11 protein-coding genes are annotated in these 13,780 nt (G+C 37.3%); 3 read left to right on the forward strand and 8 right to left on the reverse strand.

Annotated elements, in window-relative coordinates; translation table 11 throughout:
• The first annotated feature begins 22 nt into the window (after positions 1–22).
• Both purL and J2X31_RS16460 read left to right on the forward strand, forming a co-directional pair.
• The gene (purL, locus tag J2X31_RS16455) at positions 23–3,748 is read left to right on the forward strand and encodes a phosphoribosylformylglycinamidine synthase (protein WP_310028283.1); all 3,726 of its coding nucleotides are present in this window, start codon (positions 23–25) and stop codon (positions 3,746–3,748) included.
• Positions 3,749–3,829: 81 nt separating this feature from the next.
• Positions 3,830–4,591, forward strand: coding sequence for a DUF3667 domain-containing protein (locus J2X31_RS16460; RefSeq protein WP_310028285.1), 762 nt, complete (start codon positions 3,830–3,832; stop codon positions 4,589–4,591).
• Here J2X31_RS16460 and J2X31_RS16465 read toward each other — a convergent pair.
• The 8 genes from J2X31_RS16465 to J2X31_RS16500 form a co-directional block, all read right to left on the reverse strand.
• Complete coding sequence (locus J2X31_RS16465) at positions 4,586–5,629, reverse strand: o-succinylbenzoate synthase (protein ID WP_310028287.1); 1,044 nt, start codon at positions 5,627–5,629, stop codon at positions 4,586–4,588. The two genes, J2X31_RS16460 and J2X31_RS16465, sit on opposite strands and share 6 nt — an antisense overlap.
• 69 nt (positions 5,630–5,698) lie before the next feature.
• Complete coding sequence (locus J2X31_RS16470; RefSeq protein WP_310028290.1) at positions 5,699–5,956, reverse strand: hypothetical protein; 258 nt, start codon at positions 5,954–5,956, stop codon at positions 5,699–5,701.
• Positions 5,957–6,054: 98 nt separating this feature from the next.
• Positions 6,055–7,263, reverse strand: coding sequence for a tetratricopeptide repeat protein (locus tag J2X31_RS16475; RefSeq protein WP_310028291.1), 1,209 nt, complete (start codon positions 7,261–7,263; stop codon positions 6,055–6,057).
• A 223-nt stretch (positions 7,264–7,486) separates the two neighbouring features.
• Positions 7,487–8,164, reverse strand: coding sequence for a metal-dependent hydrolase (locus tag J2X31_RS16480; protein WP_310028293.1), 678 nt, complete (start codon positions 8,162–8,164; stop codon positions 7,487–7,489).
• Between the two features lie 12 nt (positions 8,165–8,176).
• Positions 8,177–9,127, reverse strand: coding sequence for a 1,4-dihydroxy-2-naphthoate octaprenyltransferase (gene menA / locus J2X31_RS16485; protein WP_310028295.1), 951 nt, complete (start codon positions 9,125–9,127; stop codon positions 8,177–8,179).
• Between the two features lie 84 nt (positions 9,128–9,211).
• Positions 9,212–10,723 (reverse strand): PH domain-containing protein, encoded by a 1,512-nt coding sequence (locus J2X31_RS16490; protein ID WP_310028297.1) that lies wholly within the window; start codon positions 10,721–10,723, stop codon positions 9,212–9,214.
• Complete coding sequence (locus tag J2X31_RS16495) at positions 10,720–11,235, reverse strand: PH domain-containing protein (protein ID WP_310028298.1); 516 nt, start codon at positions 11,233–11,235, stop codon at positions 10,720–10,722. The genes J2X31_RS16490 and J2X31_RS16495 overlap by 4 nt, the downstream gene beginning before the upstream one ends.
• A 92-nt stretch (positions 11,236–11,327) precedes the next feature.
• On the reverse strand, positions 11,328–12,170 hold the full coding sequence (locus tag J2X31_RS16500) for a 1,4-dihydroxy-2-naphthoyl-CoA synthase (RefSeq protein WP_374725230.1): 843 nt from the start codon (positions 12,168–12,170) through the stop codon (positions 11,328–11,330).
• Positions 12,171–12,227: 57 nt separating this feature from the next.
• On the opposite strand from J2X31_RS16500, the gene J2X31_RS16505 reads away from it, so the two are divergent.
• A complete protein-coding gene (locus tag J2X31_RS16505) occupies positions 12,228–13,334 on the forward strand; it encodes a C1 family peptidase (protein WP_310028299.1) in 1,107 nt (368 codons plus the stop codon).
• Positions 13,335–13,780: the final 446 nt, after the last annotated feature.

Raw genomic sequence — 13,780 nt, forward strand, 5'->3', positions numbered from 1 at the left:
CACAACACAATAACTACAAACCATGATTCATTTCTTCGGAAACCAAACCAATACGGTTTTTGCAGTCCAAACCAGTCCCGAAGTTTCGGGAGAACTTTCGGCTGAAAACATCTCAAAATTAAACTGGCTTTTTGGCAACACTTATAAAATAGAAAAATCCGTGCTTGCGGATTTTTTTGTTGGTCCTCGTGCCGCAATGATTACGCCTTGGAGTACGAATGCTGTTGAAATTACTCAAAATATGGGTATTGAAAGCATCATCAGGATTGAAGAATTTCAAAAAGTAGATGAAGCTTTCGCTGATTTTGATCCGATGCTTTCGCAGAAATATTCTGAATTAAATCAAGAAATCTATACGATAAACATTCAACCGGAACCAATCTTAGAAATTGAAGATATTGCTGCTTTCAATGCAAAAGAAGGTTTGGCTTTGAGTGCTGAAGAAGTAGAATATTTAGATAATTTGTCTAATAAATTAGGCCGAAAACTAACAGATTCTGAAGTTTTTGGATTCTCTCAAGTAAATTCAGAGCATTGCCGTCACAAGATTTTTAATGGAACTTTCGTGATTGATGGAGAAGAAAAACCTTCTTCCCTATTCAAATTAATCAAGAAAACGTCTTCTGAAAATCCGAACGATATTGTTTCTGCTTATAAAGATAATGTGGCTTTTGTAAAAGGCCCGAGAGTACAGCAATTTGCACCAAAATCGGCTGACAAACCTGATTTTTACGAAACAAAAGATTTTGATTCTGTTATTTCGCTTAAAGCGGAAACACATAATTTCCCAACAACTGTGGAGCCTTTCAATGGAGCTGCAACAGGTTCTGGAGGAGAAATCCGTGATCGTTTGGCTGGTGGACAAGGTTCGTTGCCGTTGGCGGGAACTGCTGTTTATATGACTTCCTATTCTCGCCTTGAACAAAACAGACCGTGGGAAGAAGCCATGAACGAAAGAAAATGGTTATACCAAACGCCGATGGATATCTTAATCAAGGCTTCAAACGGAGCTTCTGATTTTGGAAATAAATTCGGTCAGCCTTTGATTACAGGGTCAGTTTTGACTTTTGAACATGATGAAAAAGCTTTAAATACTAACTCCAACAGAGTTTCAAACTCTGTCGGAGTTGAGGAAAATAGAAAACTTGGTTACGACAAAGTAATCATGCTTGCAGGTGGAATTGGTTACGGAAAAGAAAGCCAAGCCATCAAACAAAAACCAAAAGTAGGCGACAAAGTCGTTATTTTAGGTGGAGAAAATTACAGAATCGGAATGGGTGGTGCTGCAGTTTCTTCGGCAGATACTGGTGCTTTCAGTTCTGGAATTGAATTGAATGCAATTCAGCGTTCAAATCCTGAGATGCAAAAACGTGCCGCAAACGCCATCCGTGGATTGGTGGAAAGCGATGAAAACCCAATTGTTTCGATTCACGATCACGGTGCTGGTGGACATTTGAATTGTCTTTCTGAATTGGTGGAGGAAACAGGCGGTTTGATTGATTTGGATAAATTGCCAGTTGGTGATCCGACGCTTTCTGCAAAAGAAATCATCGGAAACGAATCTCAAGAAAGAATGGGATTGGTGATTGGTCAAAAAGATATTGAGACTTTACAGAAAATCGCTGATCGTGAGCGTTCGCCAATGTACCAAGTTGGTGACGTGACCGGAAACCATCGTTTTACTTTTGAATCAAAAACTACTGGTGCAAAGCCTATGGATTTTGCCTTGGAAGATATGTTTGGAAGTTCTCCAAAAGTGGTGATGACCGATACGACAATCGACAGAAAATATACAGATTTAGACTATACTCAAGAAAACTTCAAAAAGTATCTTGACCAAGTGTTGCAATTGGAAGCCGTTGCTTGTAAAGACTGGCTAACAAACAAAGTCGATCGTTGTGTTGGCGGAAAAGTTGCCAAACAACAATGTGCTGGACCATTGCAATTGCCTTTGAACAATGTCGGAGTTATGGCGTTGGATTATTTAGGAAAAGAAGGTGTTGCCACGACTATTGGCCACTCGCCTATTGCTTCTTTGATTGATCCTGCTGCTGGAAGCCGAACTGCAATTGCAGAATCTTTATCAAACATTATTTGGGCTCCTATTAAAGACGGTTTGAAAGGTGTTTCGCTTTCGGCCAACTGGATGTGGGCTTGTAAAAATGAAGGTGAAGACGCTCGTTTGTATGAAGCAGTTCAAGGTTGTTCGGACTTCGCTATTGAATTGGGAATCAACATTCCGACTGGAAAAGATTCACTTTCAATGAAACAGAAATATCCTGACGGAGACGTAATTGCTCCAGGAACTGTGATTATTTCTGCAGGTGGAAATTGTACCGATATCCAAAAAGTAGTTGAGCCTGTTTTGAAGAAAAACGGAGGTAATATTTATTATATCAACCTTTCAGAAGACGATTTCAAGTTAGGAGGTTCGTCTTTTGCACAGGTTTTGAGTAAGATTGGAAATGAAGTTCCTACGATTAAAAATGCGGCGAATTTCAAGACTGCTTTCAATGTAGTTCAAGATTTGATAAAAGCGGATAAAATCCAAGCAGGACACGATATTGGAAGCGGTGGTTTGATCACAACTTTATTGGAAATGTGTTTTGCAGATGTGAATTTGGCTGCTGATTACGACCTGAGTTCATTAAGCGAAAGCGATACCATTAAAGTATTATTTTCAGAAAATATCGGAATTGTTTTCCAAGCCGATGCTTCGGTTGAAACGGTTTTGAATGAAAATAAAGTGGCGTTCTTCAACATCGGAAAAGCAAAAGAAGGGACAACTGTTACCATCAAAAACGGAGACCAAAATCTTTCTATTAATGTAGCAGAAGCTAGAGATACTTGGTACAAAACTTCGTATTTATTAGACAGAAAACAATCAGGAGAATTGAAAGCAAAGGAGCGTTTTGATAATTTCAAAAAACAACCTTTGCAATTTACATTCCCAAGTCACTTCACTGGCAAAAAGCCTGTCATTTCGAGCGAAGTCGAGAAACCAAAAGCAGCTATTATTCGTGAAAAAGGAAGTAATTCGGAGAGAGAAATGGCAAATGCAATGTATTTGGCAGGTTTTGACGTAAAAGATGTCCACATGACCGATTTGATTTCAGGTCGCGAAACTTTAGAAGATATTCAATTCATCGGAGCGGTTGGAGGTTTCTCTAATTCAGATGTTTTGGGTTCTGCAAAAGGTTGGGCTGGAGCATTTTTATATAACGAAAAAGCAAAAATGGCTTTGGATAATTTCTTCAAAAGAGAAGACACTTTATCTGTGGGAATTTGTAACGGAGCTCAATTGTTTATGGAATTGGAATTGATCAATCCTGAGCATGAAGTTCACGGAAAATTGAGACATAACGATTCTCATAAACACGAAAGTGGATTTACTTCGGTATCCATTTTAGAAAATAATTCCGTGATGTTAAGCTCATTGGCAGGAAGCACTTTAGGCGTTTGGATTTCTCATGGAGAAGGAAAATTTGACTTGCCTTACACGGAAGACAAATACAACGTGGTTGGAAAATACGGTTATGAAAATTATCCAGCCAACCCAAATGGTTCTTTCTTCAACATTGCCATGATGTGCGATAAAACAGGAAGACACTTGGCGATGATGCCACACATTGAGCGTTCGACTTTCCAATGGAATTGGGCTAATTATCCAGAAGGCAGAAACGACGAAGTTTCGCCTTGGCACGAAGCTTTTGTTAACGCTAGAAAATGGGTGGAGAATAAAAAATAGATTATTTTTAAAAATTTAAGGAAAGGCTTTCAGAAAATGGAAGCCTTTTTCTATTTTAGCAAGACCAAAACCCAATCTCTTATGAAAAGTCCTGTTTGCTTGAATTGCAATGAAGCTGTTGAAAAAAAGTATTGCTCCAATTGTGGTCAAAAAACAGATACTCACCCAATAACATTCAAGCATTTTATAATGCATGACGTGCTGCATGGTGTTTGGCATCTGGAAAAAGGCATCCTGTTTACCCTAAAAGAAGTTTTCAAAAGACCAGGACAAGCTGCTTTGGACTATATCAAAGGAAAGCGTATTCGTTATTACAATGTGTTTTATCTGGCATTACTCATAATTGCCATTGATGTTGTATTGCTACATTATAAACAAAAAATCAATGAAAATTTTATAGACCCAAACAGAGCCGAAGATGTTGGTGATTTTCTCGCAAATTTTTCTAAAATTGCATTGTTCAGTATCGTTCCGCTCTTAGCAATGAATGCAATGCTGTTCTTTAAACGATTACGACTAAATTTTGCACAGCATCTGATTATTAGTGGAATATCCCTATTGGGTATGCTTTTGATAAGCATTTTATATTTTCTTACAGATTTTCTAAACCATTTGGACTTGAAAATCTCTTTTGGATATCTAGAAGCCATCTCTTTCTTTCTTATTCCGTTTTTTCCAATTTGGACATATTACAATGCAACACGGAAATTGTATAGCTTTATGGGATTCAGCTGGCGAATCCTGCTCTTTTACATCATTTTATTTATACAACTTATAGTAATTCTAAAATGTATAGCACTGCTTTTCTACGACGGAAAAATTAAAATGGATGTGATGTTATAGCACCTTTAAATTAAAATTCCAATGCAAGTTTGAATCATACCACAATTGCCCTTCTAAAACCTCCAAAGGACAATCAAAATTATTCGTATAAAGTCCTCCTGTTCCTAAACCTTGAGGCATTGGATTTTGTTGTAAAAACGTCCATTGGGCAATTGCATTTAAGCCAATATTACTCTCCAAAGCAGAGGTAATCCACCAACCGATATTGTATTTTTCAGCTAATGAAATCCATTCTTTTGAACCTCTAAAACCACCTATCAAACTTGGTTTTAAAATGATATATTGTGGTTGAATTTTTTGTAATAATGCTTCTTTTTCTTCGTATGAAAACACGCCAATTAGTTCTTCGTCTAAAGCGATAGAAATTGGAGTCAATTTACACAGTTCTGACATCCTGTCAGTATTGTTTTTTTGCATTGGTTGCTCTATACTATGCAATTCAAATTCAGATAATTGATTTATTTTATCTAAAGCTTCATCTGAAGTAAATCCACCGTTTGCATCTACTCGTATTTCGATGGTTTTAGCATTATAATTTTCGCGAATAAACCGCAATAAGGCGAGTTCTTTTTCGAAATCTATGGCACCAATTTTAAGTTTGATGCAGTTGAAACCTTGAGCCAATTTTTCTTCGATTTGTTCCTTCATAAACGAAGGTTCTCCCATCCAAACCAGTCCATTAATTGGGATGCTTTTTTCACTGTTTGTAAACTCCGAAGGAAAGAGTAAAAAAGGTGTTTCACTTGCCAAAGATTGGAACGCCATTTCAACTCCAAACTGGATGGATGGAAACTCAATTAAAGCTTCCCAAAGTGCGTTTTCTCCCAGATGAATATTCTCGCACGTCCATCTTAATTTGGCTTCGTAATCAGGTCTGTCGTCGATGCTTAAGGTTCTTAAAATTCCACACTCTCCTATTCCTTTTTTTCCGTCTTGTTCTAAGATGATGAACCAGGTTTCTTTCTCCGTCAAAACACCTCTTGAAGTTCCTGATGGTCTTTTGAAGTAGAGGAGGTATTTGTGATAGGTTGCTTTCAAGTAGAATTGGGATTTAAAAATTTCAGATTTAGGATTTGGCACGAAGGTCACAAAGCTCTAACTTAATTTTTATAATTTTCGCGACTTTACTTCTTTGTTTAGCATTCCTACGTTTATAAACAAAGGTGTCAAGGTTACAGGTAAAACGAATATGGGAATGAATACTGCAAAGGAAACTTTAGACATGTCTTTTGTAGCAAAAAGATAAACCATAACGGCAATCATAAACAACCAAACAATTCCGATTCCAATGAGGAAACCCTTGAACAAATCTCTTCTTTTGATTAGTTTCTCGTTGCTTAATTCAGATAGGTTGTTGTTTTTCATTTTTTTTAGGTTTAAACACGAAGTTCACAAAGAATTCGCGAAGTTCACAAATTACAATTGTTATTTATATTGTAATTGCTTTTTGATTTTGATTTTGATTAATCATTAAACAATTTCAAAATCCTGTCAAAATCATTCGATTTGAAACCTGCTTTTTTAAAGTCTTCAAAATCGTTTAGCGTTTTAGATTTCCAATCAATTAAGGCCGAAATATTTTGATTTTGGTATTTTTTATGGATTACTTTTGCTTCTGCATAATCTCCGTTTAGCAAATAAGCATGTGCTAGATTAAGTTGGATTTGTAATTCCGATTCATCAAGCTTCTCGCCTTCCTTTAGGTATTTTATGGCTTTTGCAAATTGTTTTGAATACAAATAATAGTTCCCCAAGGCGTCATAATCCAACACTTTTGCATTTCCGTTGTCGATGATTCCAGCGTGTAAAAGTCGGATGGCTTGGTCATAGCGCTTGTTCTTGAAGTGCTGGAAAGCATCCAATCGTATTCCGTTGTGAATGGCGTCGTTTGCTGGATTCTTGCTTAAACATTCGGCTCCAAAATCCTTGAAGGTTTTTGATTTTTCGGAAGCCAAGAGCTTTTGATATTCTTGGAATTTGTATTTCATTTGCATTTTATCTAGGATACAAACGCAAAAATCATCCGGATTAATCATCAATTGTGCTAAATTGGAAGTCTTGCACAAATCGATGATGGATTTGCGGTTTTCTGGACTCCAGCCTTTGCTTAATTTATGATCGACCCAAGGCACGACTTCTAGGACGATTTTTTGCTTCATGAGCCAATTGTCGCTTTCGAAGGCAAAGAACAGATTAGAAGCATTTGCTTTCAGACAAGCTGACTTTTCGAAAGAAAGTAATTTTGCATCCTTGTTTACGGGCGTATTCTGCACGAAACAAGCCTTTTCTGCTTTTCCTGATTCTTTGTAAACCGAAGCCAATTCGTTAGTGGAAAAAATGGCATATTTGCATTTGTCGTCGCCTGAAATCTTGGAAACGATGAAAACAGCTCCAGCCGAACCTTGACTGATTCCAGATGGATCGGGAATTGATTTTAGCAGGGAAACTAGGCTTCCGGCCAATTGCTGATTGTCGTCGAGAGTGGTAATTCGATACACAACTTCTGTTGTTCCTTTTGGGAAATCTTCGGTTTTGACTACGATTCGGTCTCCGGCTCCAAGGAGAATCTCCTTGGTTGTGGCCCTATTTTTATCCCAAAAGCCGTCTTGCTGTGCAAAAACAGTTTGAATTGTGGTGAAAACTAAAAAAAGGAGAGTTGCTTTTTTAATCATTTTGGATTTTTTTTGCCACGAATTACTCGAATTTTCGCTATTTTTTTTATACCTAACAGGTTTTGAAAACCTGTTAGGATGATAATCGTAAACCGGTTGGGTCTGGAAAATGAATTCCTAAATAGCCCCGACTGGAGGGATCTCGTCTTTTGGACGAGAGGAAGGAAGGCGGGAAAATGGGTTATTCTTTCCCGAACCTTTCGCTCCTAATACTTCTGGCTAATTATAAATCGATTGATGCTCCAATTTCGAGCAACATCAAGTCTTTTCCAACATCGAAGAACTTCTTGATGGCTTCTTCGTGGTTGATTTCAATATATCCAAAAGTGTCGAAATGGTAGCCTAGGACCTTGTCGCATTCTACGAAATCCGAAGCAAGAATGGCATCATCTACATCCATCGTGAAATTGTCGCCGATTGGAAAAATCGCCAAATCGAGCTTGGTTCTTAATGGAATGAGTTGCATATCGAACGTCAAAGCGGTGTCGCCAGCGATATAAATATTTTTTCGTTCGCCTTCGATGACAAAACCGCCTGGATTCCCGCCATAGGTTCCGTCTGGAAATGAGCTTGAATGGATGGCGTTTACGTATTTTACGTTTCCGAAATCGAAATCCCAGCTTCCGCCGTGGTTCATTGGATGTGTGGTGAAGCCTTTCTTTTCATAGTATCCTGCTATTTCTGCATTGGAAACGATTGTGGCATTCGTTCGTTGAGCGATGGTTTCTACATCGGCAATGTGATCGCCATGAGCATGTGTTAGTAAAATAAAATCGGCTTCGAGCGTGTCGACATCAATGTGAGAAGCTTTTGGGTTTGGGGAAATATAAGGATCTACTATGATTTTTTTTCCTCCAACTTCAATTCCGAGAGAGGCATGTCCGTAAAAAGTGATTTTCATAAACTTGAATTTTTAAACGTTATTGACTACTATATCTGAAAGGAAAAAAATCAGGCAAAGCGATAGTAAAATCGATAAGATAAAAGTGCTTATGGCTAATTTTTTCAATTCGGGATCTAATAATTTTGGGTTTTTGTTTTTGTAAACCGTTATCAAATGGCTCGTCAAGGGAAAATAGGCTACGAGAAAGATGTATTGGTCGATTTGAAAATTGTTTAAGAGTGCGAAAACAATCATTAAGACCATTGCGGAAATAACCAGAAAAAAATGGTATTTTTTTGCGTTTGCTCCACCGATTTTCACGACGATTGTGTTTTTTCCTGATTTTCGGTCGGATTCTTCATCCCGCATATTGTTTAGATTCAAGACTCCAACACTTAGGAATCCTATTGCAATTGCTGGAAGACAAAGCTCGAAATCGACTTGTTGTGAGTAAAGGAAATTGACTCCTAAAGTACTTACTAATCCAAAAAAGACAAATACAAACAAATCACCATAACCGTGATAACCATAGGCGGTATTCCCAACGGTGTAGCGGATTGCCGATGCGATTGCGAGAATTCCTAATATCAGGAAAATCACGGAATAGAGAATATGGTCTTTCCCGAAAGCAAAATAGATCAATAAAACTGCCGAAATAAAAGTTAAGACAGAAGTGATAATCATCGCTCGTTTCATTGCTTGTGGGGAAATAACGCCACTTTGAATGGCACGTTTTGGCCCTACCCTGTCTTCATTATCGGTTCCTTTGATTCCGTCTCCATAATCGTTGGCAAAGTTGGAAAGAATTTGCAGTCCAAGCGTTGTCAAGATTGCAAAACCGAACAATTGCCAGTTGAAGACTTCGGTTGGCGTGAGGATATTATCGGTGGGATATGCCAAAGCATACATACTTCCAACGATGATGCCTGATACCGAAAGTGGTAACGTTCTTACTCTTGCTGCTTCAATCCAATGTCTCATTTTATTTTTTTTGGTGTTTGGTGGTTATACGTTATTGGTGAAAAACTTACAACTAATAACATATAACGATAACTTTCTTCTCTATCACATCCAATTGCTATCTGATGTTTCTATTTCGTATAGCCAAAGGTTGACATAATGCTTAATTCTTGTAAAGTCGCCCAATTGAAATGCGACATTTCCTCCTGCTGTATGCAAAATTATCGACCCAATATCGGCTTTTTTGTGCCAAAACAATTGTGAGGTTGTAATGGCTTGTATTTTCATGGGTTCAATGATTTCATTGTCAACGTCCCAGGCTCCGCTTTGCTTGATGATGAAATTATCACTGATGAAAAGTCGGTAATTTCGGAAACCGAAATACAATACCAAACCAATAAAAACACTATAAACCGGAACTAGGTATATGAATTCGAATGCTTCGGATTCAATCCAATTTGCGAATGCAAAATACAGTGACAAAGGTATCACTATTGTTGTGAATATTGAAAAAACAAGCTTGCGAAAATTTGGCTGCAATTGTACACCTTTTTTAGGGATAGTTTTATACAGCAATTTCATAATCTGGTCGCGTTCTGTTTCGGAACAACCCGGAATTTCAATTGCAGATTTTTTTTCTTCGGGTTCACCACTTGTTGCTTGTTTGATTTTTATTTCCAAAATATCCATTTTTTTTTGGAAAAAATTTCGGGTGACCGTTGTAATCTGGACTTTTTCGGGCTTGATAATGGTGCTTTTTGTATTCAACAAACCGAATGAAAGCAATAGAGAACCTTTTTGTTTTGCAATTTTATAATCGAAATATTTGAAAACAACTCGTACTAAATTAATTAGTAATACAATCAAAAAAAGAACGGTAACGAGAATCAAAACGCCTTTAAAAATGGAAGCTCCGTCAATATAATGTTCCAGACTTTGCTCTTCGAGAACATCTCTTTCAGTAAAATTACGCATATTTTCATAAATCGTGCTGACAAAAAGTATCAACAAACCAAAACTCCTCAAGTAATTCGAAGTGATTCCCACCTTCAATAAAGTTATAAAGCTGATTTTAATGAAAGGGTGTTCTTCCGGATTTGCTTCTGCAACAGCAGATTGTCCTGATTCCAAATCCGTAACAATTTCTTTTCGCTCGTTTTCAAGCAATCTCGACTTTAATTCCAATGCCAATTCGTGTGAAATTGCCTTGATAGAACCCTCTTTCTTGCTACTTCCGGCGGTATCAACATCTAAAGCATAAACCCCAATAAACTTTTGGATCAATGATTGATTGATATTAACCTGCTGGATTTTATTGAGTTGAATCGTGGTTTTTGTTTTGTTTAAAATTCCTTCGGTAATGATAAATTCTTGATTTTCTTCATCAAGAAAAAAAGTAAAATTGAGGTATTTTAGATAAGAAACAATGCCAATAAGCAAAATTACGGCAATTGTTCCCAAGGCAAGATAAAGTTTATTGACTTCATCGAACTTGAAAATCCAGATGACTAGCATAGGCCACAACGCTCTCAAATACTGCTGAAGCGTATAAAAAAACATAACCAAAATCCCAACTGGAGATTGCCTCTGCGGTTGACTGAAATCTGAAAAACTCATAATTGTTTTTGGATTTTGCCCATCAATAATTGCTTGATATTCTCAGCCTGTTTTTTTTCGATTCCTGGAATTTCTATATCGCTCGAGCTTCCTCCCGCTGTGAAAACTTCCACTTTTGCAAGTCCGAAATATCTAGAAACCATACCTTCATGCAAAGCTACATGTTGGACTCTATTATAAGGAATTACAATTGTCTTGGTGGCAATTATACCACTTTGAAAAAGCACATCATGTTCCCTGAAAGCAAAACCTCTTTTATTGAAACCGATTCTTGAAAAGACTATCGTCAAAAGAACTAAAACCCCTAAACCTATCCCGAAATAAAGTGCAAAATCTCTAATTTCTTCATTGAAATAAAAAACAAGACCAATTGCAATTCCGAAAATCAGAAAGGTAATACAAGTATTAATCAAGATTACGGTCCAATATTTGGGATGTAATTTAGAAAACTGAACTTCCTCAAATCTTGGAAGCTGAGTCGTATCGATAGTGGTATTTGTGAAATTTTCCAAATTTGGTTGTGAGTTAGAAGTTATACGTTGTGAGTTATAGGTTATTCATTATTACGTCATCCGAGACTGAAAACTGCGACTGCAAACTAAAATCAAGGAATCCATTTATTCTCTCCGAAGTTAGGCTTTCTTTTCTCCAAAAAGGCATTTCTTCCTTCTTTTGCTTCTTCGGTCATATAGGCCAAACGCGTGGCTTCCCCAGCAAAAACTTGCTGCCCTACCATTCCATCATCGGTTAAATTCATTGCAAATTTTAGCATTTTTATCGAAGTTGGCGATTTTGCTAAAATTTCTTGAGCCCATTGATAGGCTGTATCTTCTAATTCATCGTGCGGAATCACAGCATTTACCATTCCCATATCCATTGCATCTTGGGCTGAATAATTTCTTCCTAAAAAGAAAATCTCCCGGGCTTTTTTCTGTCCTACCATTTTGGCCAGATAAGCCGATCCATAACCACCGTCAAAGCTGGTAACATCGGCATCGGTTTGCTTGAAGATAGCGTGTTCTTTACTAGCTAAAGTCAAATCGCAAACAACGTGCAAACTATGTCCCCCACCAACAGCCCAACCTGGAACTACGGCAATCACGACTTTTGGCATAAAGCGAATTAGTCGTTGTACTTCTAAGATATTCAAACGATGCTGTCCGTCCTCTCCAACATAACCTTGATGTCCACGTGCGTTTTGGTCGCCACCACTACAAAACGACCAAATGCCATCTTTAGTTGAAGGCCCTTCAGCAGAAAGTAGCACTACACCAATCGAAGTATCTTCCTGTGCATCATAAAAAGCCTGATACAATTCGGAAGTGGTTTTCGGGCGAAAAGCATTCCGCACATTAGGACGGTTAAAGGCAATTCTGGCAACGCCATTGCACTTCTTATAGGTTATATCTTCAAAATCTTTAACAATTTTCCAGTCTATAGTAGCCATTTTTATTTTATTTTAGCGTAAAAATAATACTTTTACCTCTTAATAAAAATAAATAAAATGAAAAGAAATTTCTTTAGCATTGCTCTTTTAACAATCGCTTTTTCAGCCTATTCCCAAAAGTATGAATTCCAAACCGTTAAAGACATCGAGGCTACACCTGTAACTTCCCAAGGTCAAACGGGAACTTGCTGGAGTTTTTCATCGACTTCTTTTTTGGAAGCCGAAATCATCAGGACTTCTGGAAAACAGATTGATTTGTCTGAAATGTATAATGTTCGCCATACCTATCCTAAAAAAGCGTGGAATTATGTAATGCGTCAGGGAAAAGCTCAATTCAGTGAAGGTGGCTTGAACCACGATGTGATCGACAGTGCCATCGGTTTCGGAATTGTTCCGCTTTCGGCCTATTCAGGTTTAGTTGGGAATGCAACTACTCTTGATCATTCAAAAATGGCATCAGAATTGGAAACTTTGCTGAAACCTTATGCAGATCCTTCAAAGAAATTAGGCTCAAAATGGAAAAAAGAAGTTTCGGACATCTTGGATAACTATATGGGTGCCGATGTTGCGGAATTTACTTATGAAGGAAAAAAATATACCCCAAAAAGCTTTTTGGAAATGACCAAATTGAAGCTAGAAGATTATGTTACAATTTCTTCTTTCACGCACGAACCTTTCTACAAAAAATTTATTTTAGACATTCCAGATAACTTCTCAAACGGCAGTTTTTACAATCTTCCTTTGGATGAATTTATTCAAAACATCGACAATGCTTTGGAGAATGGCTATACTTTGGCCTTAGATGCTGATGTAAGCGAACGAACATTTTCTGCCAAATCCGGAATAGCGGTTATACCTGAAAACGAAGCCGATAATAAAACAATTTTAACGGAAATCAAAAAAGAGAAAAACATCACGCCAGAATTCCGCCAGCAGGAATTTGAAAACTTCAATACCACTGATGATCATTTGATGCACATCGTTGGGAAATTGAAAGACCAAAAAGGAAATATTTACTACAAAGTGAAAAACTCTTGGGGAACTGATAATGGAAATGGTGGATATGTCTATATGAGTGTTCCTTACATGAAATTGAAAGCGATTTCGGTTTTGGTCAATAAGAATGCCTTGAGTAAAAAAACTCAGAAAGAAGTAGGGTTATAAAGCACTTTTTTCCATTCCTGTTATTCTATAAAAAAAGGTAAGCCATTAGGTTTACCTTTTTCTTTCAATAGCTTACAATACATAGATTAATAAACTATTTTTTAAATATAAATTATTTCTTACGATAAAAACCATACATTGCCTAGGTATTATAAGCAAAATTTTCACTGACCCTTCACACCCCCTCAATCTTAACTGACACATTCGTTAAAACATACACACATTGGTTAGAATTGAATCCCCATATCATTGAGCCCACATTACATATAATCATCTCACATCAAGTGGAATATAAATCCCTTAATTAATCCGCTACTTTTAGGAAAAAATGTCCATAAAACAAAAAACCCCTCATGTTTCCATGAAGGGTTCTCAAAAGAAAGGCGACGACATACTCTCCCACAATACTGCAGTACCATCTGCGCAGGCGGGCTTAACTTCTCTGT

The organism is Flavobacterium arsenatis, assembly GCF_031456785.1.
GTDB classification, from domain to species: domain Bacteria; phylum Bacteroidota; class Bacteroidia; order Flavobacteriales; family Flavobacteriaceae; genus Flavobacterium; species Flavobacterium arsenatis.

Excerpts from the sequence above, each read along its gene's own strand:
- J2X31_RS16500 (WP_374725230.1), bottom strand. The coding sequence starts at position 12,170 with ATGGCTACTATAGACTGGAAAATTGTTAAAGATTTTGAAGATATAACC.
- J2X31_RS16480 (WP_310028293.1), bottom strand. The coding sequence starts at position 8,164 with ATGAAAATCACTTTTTACGGACATGCCTCTCTCGGAATTGAAGTTGGA.
- J2X31_RS16475 (WP_310028291.1), bottom strand. The coding sequence starts at position 7,263 with ATGATTAAAAAAGCAACTCTCCTTTTTTTAGTTTTCACCACAATTCAA.
- purL (WP_310028283.1), top strand. The coding sequence starts at position 23 with ATGATTCATTTCTTCGGAAACCAAACCAATACGGTTTTTGCAGTCCAA.
- menA (WP_310028295.1), bottom strand. The coding sequence starts at position 9,127 with ATGAGACATTGGATTGAAGCAGCAAGAGTAAGAACGTTACCACTTTCG.
- J2X31_RS16490 (WP_310028297.1), bottom strand. The coding sequence starts at position 10,723 with ATGAGTTTTTCAGATTTCAGTCAACCGCAGAGGCAATCTCCAGTTGGG.
- J2X31_RS16505 (WP_310028299.1), top strand. The coding sequence starts at position 12,228 with ATGAAAAGAAATTTCTTTAGCATTGCTCTTTTAACAATCGCTTTTTCA.
- J2X31_RS16470 (WP_310028290.1), bottom strand. The coding sequence starts at position 5,956 with ATGAAAAACAACAACCTATCTGAATTAAGCAACGAGAAACTAATCAAA.
- J2X31_RS16460 (WP_310028285.1), top strand. The coding sequence starts at position 3,830 with ATGAAAAGTCCTGTTTGCTTGAATTGCAATGAAGCTGTTGAAAAAAAG.